We start from the raw sequence: 9,624 nt of genomic DNA, 5'->3' as shown, positions 1-9,624 counted from the left end.
GTGTGACTCGGTGTCCCCGACCGTGGTCGCTCCGTACGTGTGGTGGTGCTGGCTCTGGTGTGCAGGCTGCGTTATCGGATGTCGTTCTCCCCGTCGGCGGTAACAGGACTCTTGGTCGGTAATTCGCGCCGGGCGGGGCGATGGATTGGTGACATCTCACTTATTTCGTCGGATTCGACTGGGGAATTGTTACACGAACGGAGACCGAACGACGTCCGAGGAGTACTAGTCGTCCGTGTTCGGACCCTGTCCCTGTTCTCGCCGGCGTCGCACCGTCCGCGCGGCACCGACGACGGCCGCCGCAGCACCGACGACCACCAGCAGGGCCTCGATTCGGGCGCCCCACGTGGTCGCCGGAGTGGTGGTGGAGCGAACGCCGACGGTGGCCACGAGGTGGTCGGCGTCGAACAGTCCGGTGCGCGACGTCACCGTTCCGTCCGGAGCGACGATCGCGCTCACGCCGCTGGTCGCCGCCACCACCACGGTCCGGGAGTGCTCGACCGCCCGCACGCGCGACATCGCCAGCTGCTGATAGGTCATCTCGGTGTCACCGAAGGTGGCGTTGTTGGTGGGGACCGCGAGGATCTGTGCGCCGGCCGCCACCGCCTCCGCGGGGGCTCGGTCGAAGGCCACCTCGTAGCAGGTGGCCACTCCGACGGCGAGCGCCACCGCATCGGATCCGGCGGACACGGGAGTGTGCACCACGCCGTCACCGCTACCGGGGACGAAGTTGCCGGCGGAGTCCGCGTAGGAGGAGAACAGCCGGAAGAAGCTCCGGTACGGCAGGTACTCGCCGAACGGCTGCACGATCTTCTTGTCGTGCCGCTCCCCCGGCCCGGCCGCACCGTCCCACACCAGCACCGAGTTGGTGCTGGTGCCGTCCGGGTTGGCGAGCACCGCACCGACCAGGATCGGCGCGCCGATTCGAACGGACGCAGCGGAGATCTCGTCCGCGGCGGTGCGGTCCCGCGTGGGATCGACGTCCGACGCGTTCTCCGGCCACACGACCACGTCGGGGCGCGGACTGCGCCCGGCGTCGACCTCGTCGGCGAGGCGCAGGGTTTCCCGGACGTGGTTGTCGAGCACCTGGCGTCGTTGCGCGTTGAAGTCCAGCCCCAGTCGCGGCACGCTGCCCTGGATCGCGGCGACGACGACCGTGCGGTCACCGTCCGTCGGGCCGGCGAGCGTCGGACGCAGCGCGAGGCCGACCGCGGGAATCGCGACCGCCGCGATCAGGCCCGCGGCCACGACGCGTCGGCGCGCGCCGCCGAGAAGGGCGGTCACCGCGGCCGCGAGGGCAGTGCCGACCAGGGCCACCGCGAACGAGAGCAGCGGGGCTCCGCCCACCGACGCGATCGGCAGCAGCACCGACTCGGACTGCCCGAATGCCAGTCGGCCCCAGGGGAACCCGCCGAACGGCACGGTGCTGCGCAGCCACTCGGTGGCGGACCAGGCGGCCGCGATCCAGAGCGGCGCGAGCGGCACCCGGGCCACGAGGACGACGGCCAGCCCGAAGAGGGCGACGAACACCGATTCCGCGACCGAGAGCGCGATCCACGGCACCGGACCGACGTACTCCCCGATCCACGGCAACAGCGGCAGGAAGAACCCGAGACCGAACACGGCTCCGATCGACGCGCCCGCGCGCAGTCCCGGCGTACGCCCGTCGCGTCCGGGCACGGTGAGGCTCAGGACGACCAGGGCGACGGCCACCGGAGCGAGGAACCAGAGGGTGCGAGGCGGGAAGGACAGGAACAGGACGACCCCGGCCGCGGCGGACCCGAGCAGTCGGACGAGCACCGTCACGAGGCGAACACCGTGACTCCGCGGTGGACCGTCCGGAGGCAGCGCGGGGCGCGCGCGTCGTCGTCGAGTCGCGGCAGCGCGGGTACGCGCGAGCGGGGGTCGGTGGACCACCGCTGCACCGAGTCCTTCGGGGCGCTGACCACCAGCTCGTCGACGTCCCACACCGCGTAGCTCGCGGGCGCACCGGCCACCAGCGTGCCGGCGACACCGTCGCGGACTCCGCCGGCACGCCAGGCGCCGCGGGTGGCGGCGGCGAAGGCCGCGCGCGGGGAGATGGCGCTCCCCTCGGTCCGGTGGTGGACGGCGGCCCGGATGCCGGCCCACGGATCGAGCGGGGTCACCGGGGAGTCGGACCCGAGCGCGAGGGACACACCCGAGGAGGCCAGGAGGGACAGCGGGTTGAGTGCCCGGGCGCGGTCGGCTCCGAGTCGGGTCGCGTACATCCCGTGCTCGCCGCCCCAGTAGGCGTCGAAGACCGGCTGCACGCTCGCGATGACTCCGCGAGCACCCAGGACGGCGGCGTGCTCGGGGGTGACCATCTCGAGGTGTTCGAGGCGGTGTCCCCGACCGGCGACGGCGGGTCCGCCGAGGTCGGTGGCGACCCGCTCGATCGCCTCGACGACGGCACTCGTGGCGGCATCGCCGATCACGTGGAATCCGGCCTGGATCCGGGCTTCGGTGCAGGCCGCGAGGTGTGCCGCGATCGCGTCGGCGTCGAGGAAGGACAGACCGTGTCCCTCCGCGTCGGCGTACGGCGCGTGCAGCCACGCGGTGTGCGACCCGATCGACCCGTCGACGAAGAGGTCCCCGCCCAGAGCGTGGGCTCCGGTCGCGGCGAGCAGGTCCCGCGCGTCGTCGGCCGTGCGGACCGCCTCACCCCAGTAGGCGCGGACCTCGACCCCGTGCTCGACCGTGAGCAGCTCCCCCAGGTCGGCGAGACCGGAGATGTCCGGCCCGGCGCACTCGTGCACCGCCACCACGCCGTGGGAGGCGGCGAGGTCGAGGGCGGCGACGCGGGCGCGGTGACGGTCGGCCGCGGACAGCATGGCGCGTGCGGCACGGCGGACGGCGTGGTGATCGTCCGCGACGACCGGAGCATCGGCGTCGGCGTCCACCCCGGCGGCGCGCCGGAGCGCGGCCGAGCACACAGCGGAATGAGCGTCGATCCGCGTCAGGTAGACGGCCCTTCCGGGGGCCGCGGCCTCGAGCTCCGCAGTGGTCGGCGGACGCTGCTCGGGCCACGCCGTCTCGTCCCAGTTCTGCCCCCACACCACGGCGTCCGCGTGCTCGGCGGCGTACCGACGGACCCGGTCGAGACACTCCGCCAGCGACACGGCGGACCCGAGGTCCAGTCCGATCAGCGCGAGACCGGTCGCCGTGGTGTGCACGTGCGTGTCGACGAAGGCGGGCGCGACGAACGCGCCGTCGAGGTCGACGATCTCGGCGTCCGGGTGCAGGGCGCGTCCGGGCCGGTCCTCCCCGATCCAGGACACGGTGCCGTCGGTGACGGCCATCGCCGTCGCGTCCGGGTTGGTGGGGCTGTAGATCCGTCCGCCGACGAGGAGTTGCGTGCTCACGGGCCCAGTCTGCCCGTCGGCGCGCGACGCGCGCCCGCGGGTCACCGCGCGTCGGGCCGGGGGGTGCTCTCGATCACAGTGCCCTCGATGACCTGGCCCTCGACGACCTGCGGGGTCGTCCGCGGCCGGGGATCGGTCGGCTCGGCCACCACGTCGCCGTCGATGACGACGTGACCGGACCGGAACCGGCCCCGCGTGGTCACCAGGCGACCCGACGCGACCAGGTTCTCGACGCGGCGCGCGGCGAACCGCGCCACCACGGGCCGCAGGATCGCCCGAGTCAGGGGAATCATCAGCAGCAGGCCGAGGACGGACGACACGAGGCCCGGGATCAGCAGGAGCAGCGACCCGATCGCGACGAGTGCGCCGTCGGTCACCGCGCCGGCCGAGGCCGCCGCGTCCGCCGGGCCGCGCACCCGCCGCGCATTCGCGGTGCGCAGCTCCCCGAGCACGCGTCGGCCCTGCGAGCGCATGGCGATCAGGCCGAGGACGGACAACCCGAGGACGGTCACCACGGTCCAGAGAATTCCGACGGTCGAGGCCAGCCACACCAGGGCAGCGAGCTCCACCACGAGGTACAGGACGAACGTGATCAGCGGCATGTCCGATCAACGCACGAGCACCGTCTTTTTCTCCCGAGTCACGAACCCGGCCGTACCAGCCCGCGCTCGTACGCCAGCACCACGGCCTGGACTCGGTCGCGCAACCCCAGTTTCGCCAGGACGCGGCCCACGTGGGTCTTCACGGTGGCCTCCGACAGCACCAGCTCGGCTGCGATCTCGGCGTTGGACCTGCCCGCCGCGATCAGCAGGAGGACCTCGCGTTCCCGGTCGGTCAACGAGTCGATCTCGGGGCTCGGTCGCGGTTCGGCGGGCGGCTCGGCGATGAGGTTGCCCAGCAGGCGACGGGTCACGCGCGGCGAGACGACGGCGTCCCCGGCCGCCACGCTGCGGATCGCCGAGACCAGATCCTCCGGCGGGGTGTCCTTGAGCAGGAACCCGCTGGCTCCCGCGCGGAGGGCGCCGAGGGCGTGTTCGTCGAGATCGAACGTGGTCATCACCACCACTCGGACGTCCGGGAAGTCCGCGGTGATGCGGGCGGTGGCGGTCACGCCGTCGATACCCGGCATGCGCACGTCCATCAGGACGACGTCCGGTCGCAGGCGGGCGACGGCGGCGAGTGCGGAGGCGCCGTCCGCGGCGTCGCCGACGACCTCGAGGTCGTCCTGCGCGCCGAGCACCATCGCCAGGCCCATGCGCATCAGTTCCTGATCGTCGACCACGAGCACCGAGACGGTCATGGCGGAGAAACTACTGTGCGGTCGGCTCGGCGGGGTCGAGCGGGATCACCGCGCGTACCTCCCACCCGCCGTCGGGCGCGTCGCCGGCGTGCAGATCGCCGCCGAGTACGGCCACCCGCTCCCGCATGCCGATGACCCCGAATCCCGATCCGGTGCCGCTCAGTTCGACGCCCGGCCTCGCCGTGTCCGGCGGCGGGGTCGCGCCCGGCCGTCGTGGCGTGTTGGTCACCGAGACCGTCACCGCGTCGTCCGCCCTCGTGACGACGACGACGGCGCGCGGCCGGTCCCCGCCGTGCCGGAGCGCGTTGGTGAGCGATTCCTGCACGATGCGGTGCACACCGAGGGAGATCGACGGGGGCACGGCGTCGAGGTCGCCGCTCATCTCCATCGAGACGGTCAGTCCCGCGGCCCGCATCATCTCGACGACGCGGGCGAGGGCAGCCGTGCCGTACTCGGGATGGGCGGTGGTGGCGTCGTCGGTGCGCAGGAGGGCGACGGTGCGGCGCAGTTCGGCGAGGGCCGCCCGGCCCGTCGTGGAGATGTTGCGCAGCGCGGCCTCGGCGCGATCCGGATCCGCGCGGAGGGCGTAGCCGGCCCCGTCCGCCTGGACGATCATGACGCTGACGGCGTGGGCGACGACGTCGTGGAGCTCACGAGCGATGCGGGTGCGTTCCGCCGAGACGGCCTCGACGGCGCGCCGATCACGGTCGGCCTCGGCCACGGCGAGCCGGGCGCTGACCTCCGCGATGTAGGCGCGTCGAGCGCCGAGGTAGGCGGCGGTGATCCAGGCGAGTACGTAGAGCAGCAGGAAGAACGCGGTGAAGACGAAGTCCGTCCCGAGAACGACGCGCGAGGCGAGTTCCGCCACCAGGAGCGCGCCCGCGTACAGCGCCGCGAGCCGCCGGTCCCGGTAGAGCACGAGCGTGTAGAGCATCACCACCGCGAAGAGCTGGCCCGGCGGCGGCGCGTCGGAGAACCGCACGATGCGGTCGGCGACGATGCCGAGCACGAGCAGCGCGTAGATCGCCCAGGCGCTCACCAGCGGAGCGCGGCGTCGCCAGGCGAGAGCGGTCGCCAGCGCCAGTGCGAGGGCGACGGTGACCGCCGGTTCACCGACGCCGGCCAGTCCGGTGAGTTCCAGCGCGAAGAGCGCGGCGGCGAGGAGGCCGTCCGCCGCGAACGGGTGGGTTCGGAACCAGGTGGTGAGCGGGCGCATCGGGGTCGAACTCTAGCTGTGATCGAATGGCCGGCATGGGAGTCGGTGACTGGTCGGTTCTGCTCGCGGCCGCCCTCGCCGCCGGCTGGGTGGACGCCGTGGTGGGCGGTGGCGGGCTGATCCTGCTGCCCGCACTGCTCCTGGTGACTCCGGCCGCGACCACGCAGCAGACCATCCTGGCGACCAACAAGCTCGCGGCGGTGGCGGGCACGTCGGCGGCGGTGGTGACCTTCGCGCGCCGGGTGCCCCTGCAGTGGCGGTTGATGGCGCCGGCCGGCGTGCTCGCCGCGGCCGGGTCGGCGTGCGGGGCCGCGGTGGTCGGCCTGATCGACAAGGACCTCTTCGTCCCCATCGTGCTGGTCGTGCTCGTCGGCGTCGCGATCCTGGTGACGGCGCGTCCGACGGTGGGGGTGGTGATCGGCGAGCCGCCGACCCGTCGCCGCGTGGTGCTGGTGGTGATCACGGCGGCGGTGGCGATCGGGTTCTACGACGGCATTCTCGGGCCGGGCACCGGCACGTTCCTCATCATCGCGTTCGCCACGCTGCTCGGCACGGAGTTCGTGCGCAGCGCGGCGATGGCGAAGGTGATCAACCTGGGGTCCAATCTCGGCGCTCTGGCGTTCTTCTCGCTGACGGTCGACGTGCTGTGGGCGCTGGGCTTCGCCATGGCGGCGGCGAACGTCGTCGGGTCGGTAGTGGGGTCGCGGATGGCGCTGGCGCGCGGCGCCGGCTTCGTGCGCGTCGTGCTGTTGGTGGTGGTCGTGGCCCTCGTGATCCGGCTCGGCTGGCAACAATTCGGCTAGCGTGACGTCGGTGAGAGACGTCGACGCCGATTTCCTGGCTCTTCCCTTGCACGCGCTCGCGGACGGGGCCCTCACCGCGGCGCGCGCCGCGGGCGCCACGCACGCCGATCTGCGGGTCCACCGGGTGCTCACGCAGTCCCTGCAGCTGCGCGACGGCGCGCTGCAGTCGGCGGTCGACGGCCGCGCGGTGGGCCTGGCCGTCCGCGTGGTGGTGGACGGCACGTGGGGGTTCGCGTCCGGCGCCGGGCTCCGCGTCGACGACGCGGTGGCGGTGGCGAGCGCCGCGGTCCGGGTCGCGCTGGCGTTGCGGGACCTGAACCGCGATCCGGTCGTCCTCGCGCCGGAACCGGTGTACGAGAACGCCGTGCGGGTGAGCGACTACGCGATCGACCCGTTCACCGTGCCGACGGCGGAGAAGACGGACCTGCTGGCCGACTGGTCCGCCCGCCTGTCCGCGGCGGACGGCATCGATCACGTGACCGCGTCGGTGCAGCAGGTCAAGGAGCAGACGTTCTACGCCGACCTGGCCGGCTCCCGCATCACCCAGCAGCGCGTGCGACTGCACCCTCAGCTCGAGGCGGTGTCCGTCGGCGGGGACACGGGGTTCGACTCGATGCGCACGCTCGCTCCCCCGACGGGTCGGGGCTGGGAGTACCTGGTGGGCGACGGTGCCGGACCGGACGGCCTGTGGGACTGGGACGACGAGCTCGCGCGCATCCCGGACTGGCTGCGGGAGAAGATCGCCGCGCCGGGGGCCGAGCCGGGTCCGACGGATCTGGTGATCGATCCGACCAACCTGTGGTTGACCATCCACGAGTCGATCGGCCACGCCACGGAGTACGACCGCGCCATCGGCTACGAGGCCGCGTACGCAGGAACGTCCTTCGCGACGCCCGATCGTCTCGGCACGCTGCAGTACGGCAGTCCGGTCATGCACGTCACCGCCGACCGCACCGAACCGCACGGCCTGGCCACGGTGGGCTGGGACGACGACGGAGTGGCCGCGCAGTCGTGGGATCTGGTGCGGGACGGGGTGCTGGTGGGCTACCAACTGGACCGCGTGTTCGCCCACCGCCTGGGTCTGGACCGGTCCAACGGGTGCTCCTACGCCGACTCGGCGCAGCACGTGCCGATCCAGCGGATGGCCAACGTGTCGCTGCAGCCGGACCCGGCGGTCGACCGGACCGTCGACGACCTCATCGCCGACGTCGAGCACGGCGTCTACGTCGTCGGCGACAAGTCGTGGTCGATCGACATGCAGCGCTACAACTTCCAATTCACCGGCCAGCGGTTCTTCCGCATCGAGAACGGTCGGCTGGCGGGGCAGGTCCGCGATCTCGCCTACCAGGCGACCACGACGGAATTCTGGGGCTCGATGGAGGCGGTCGGTGGACCGTCGACGTGGCGCCTGGGCGGCGCCTTCAACTGCGGCAAGGCTCAGCCCGGTCAGGTCGCGGCCGTGTCCCACGGGTGCCCGGCCGCGCTGTTCCGCGGAGTGAACGTCCTCAACACCAGAACGGAGGGTGATCGATGAGCGCGCCCGTGGTTCTCGCCGGACACGACCTGGTCGAGCGTGCTCTGCTCGCCGCGACCGTGAGCGACACCGTCGTGCTCGTCGCCGACGTCTCCGAATCGTCGCTGCGGTGGGCCGGCAACTCCATGACGACCAACGGCATCGCCGACAGTCGGGCGTGGACGGTGGTGTCCATCGTGCGCGACGGCGAGACGACCAGGGTGGGCACCGTGTCGTCGACCAGTGCCGACCCCGACGACGTAGTGGCGGTGGTCCGGGCCGCCGAGGACGCCGCCCGCACCGCTCCCCCGGCGTCGGACGCGCTGCCGCTGATCGCGGGCGAGCAGCCGGAGGCCGGCTGGGGCGACGTGGCCGCCCGCAGCGGCATCGAGGTGTTCGAGTCGATCGTGCCCGGTCTCGCGCGGGGGTTCGACGGCGCCGACGCCCTCTACGGCTTCGTCCGACACACCGTGCGCACCCTGTGGCTCGGCACGTCGACCGGCGTGCGGCGGCGGACCGTCGAACCGACGGGGTCGTTCGAGATCAACGGCAAGCGCGGCGGTCTGCTGGACGGTGCCAGCGCGTGGGTGGGCACGCACACGCGGGACTTCGTCGGTCTCGACGTCGACGGCATGCTGGCGGAGCTCTCCCTGCGCCTGGACTGGTCCGCCCGGCGGGTCGAACTGCCGGCGGGCCGCTACGAGACCATCCTTCCGCCGTCGGCCGTCGCGGATCTCATGATCGACCTGATGTGGTCGATGGACGGACGCGGAGCGCAGGAGGGCCGCACGGCCCTGTCCGCGCCCGGCGGCGGTACTCGCGTCGGCGAGCGGCTCGGTTCCCTCGGCCTCTCCCTGTACTCGGACCCGGCCGAACCGGGACTCGAGTACGCACCGTTCGTGGTCGCCGAGGCGTCGTCGGATTCGGTGTCGGTGTTCGACAACGGCGCCGACGCCGAGCGTGTCGAGTGGATCGACGACGGGGTGATCTCCGCGCTGGCCTACCCGCGCAGTGCGGCCGCCGAGTTCGGCACCCGTCCGACGGTGCCGGGCGACAACCTCGTGATGACCGGCGGCACCGGCAGCACCCTCGACGAGATGGTGGCCCGGACCGAGCGTGGCCTGGTGCTGACCACGCTCTGGTACATCCGCGAGGTCGATCCGACGACGATGCTGCTCACCGGACTGACGCGCGACGGGGTCTACCTCGTCGAGGACGGGCGGATCACGGCCGAGGTCAACAACTTCCGCTTCAACGAGAGCCCGCTGGATCTGCTCCGGCGGGCCACCGAGGCGGGCGCGACCGTTCCCACGCTGCCGCGGGAGTGGTCGGACTGGTTCACCCGCGCCGCGATGCCACCCCTGCGCGTGCCGGACTTCCACATGTCGTCGGTCAGCGCGGCGCGCTAG

The 9,624-nt window shown here is 72.6% G+C and carries 8 protein-coding genes; 3 read left to right on the top strand and 5 right to left on the bottom strand.

Going from position 1 to position 9,624, the window contains the following annotated elements:
- Positions 1-225: 225 nt before the first annotated feature.
- From lnt to RC2_RS13830, 5 genes are read right to left on the bottom strand one after another with little or no spacing between them, the layout of a single operon-like run.
- On the bottom strand, positions 226-1,800 hold the full coding sequence (gene lnt / locus RC2_RS13850) for an apolipoprotein N-acyltransferase (protein ID WP_082895599.1): 1,575 nt from the start codon (positions 1,798-1,800) through the stop codon (positions 226-228).
- Positions 1,801-1,802: 2 nt separating this feature from the next.
- Positions 1,803-3,383, bottom strand: a complete 1,581-nt coding sequence (locus RC2_RS13845; protein ID WP_068150026.1) for an amidohydrolase — start codon at positions 3,381-3,383, stop codon at positions 1,803-1,805.
- Between the two features lie 41 nt (positions 3,384-3,424).
- A complete protein-coding gene (locus tag RC2_RS13840) occupies positions 3,425-3,985 on the bottom strand; it encodes an FxsA family protein (RefSeq protein ID WP_068150012.1) in 561 nt (186 codons plus the stop codon).
- 38 nt (positions 3,986-4,023) lie between these two features.
- Entirely contained in the window at positions 4,024-4,683 is a 660-nt protein-coding gene (locus RC2_RS13835) for a response regulator (RefSeq protein ID WP_068150015.1), read from the bottom strand.
- A 10-nt stretch (positions 4,684-4,693) separates the two neighbouring features.
- Positions 4,694-5,899 carry a sensor histidine kinase gene (locus RC2_RS13830; RefSeq protein WP_068150018.1) on the bottom strand — a complete coding sequence of 402 codons (1,206 nt, stop codon included), beginning with the start codon at positions 5,897-5,899 and terminating at the stop codon, positions 4,694-4,696.
- Between the two features lie 35 nt (positions 5,900-5,934).
- On the opposite strand from RC2_RS13830, the gene RC2_RS13825 reads away from it, so the two are divergent.
- Genes RC2_RS13825 through RC2_RS13815 form a run of 3 tightly spaced genes read left to right on the top strand, consistent with a single transcriptional unit; the run spans position 5,935 to position 9,624 of the window.
- Positions 5,935-6,702, top strand: coding sequence for a TSUP family transporter (locus RC2_RS13825; RefSeq protein WP_068150034.1), 768 nt, complete (start codon positions 5,935-5,937; stop codon positions 6,700-6,702).
- A 1-nt stretch (position 6,703) separates the two neighbouring features.
- Positions 6,704-8,236 (top strand): TldD/PmbA family protein, encoded by a 1,533-nt coding sequence (locus RC2_RS13820; RefSeq protein WP_072681530.1) that lies wholly within the window; start codon positions 6,704-6,706, stop codon positions 8,234-8,236.
- Entirely contained in the window at positions 8,233-9,624 is a 1,392-nt protein-coding gene (locus tag RC2_RS13815) for a metallopeptidase TldD-related protein (protein WP_068149423.1), read from the top strand. Before RC2_RS13820 ends, RC2_RS13815 begins: the two co-directional genes overlap by 4 nt.

This window comes from Rhodococcoides corynebacterioides NBRC 14404, assembly GCF_001894765.1.
Taxonomy (GTDB): Bacteria; Actinomycetota; Actinomycetes; order Mycobacteriales; family Mycobacteriaceae; genus Rhodococcoides; species Rhodococcoides corynebacterioides.
Note: the sequence above shows the minus strand (reverse complement) of the source record. Positions and strands in the feature narration are given on the sequence as shown.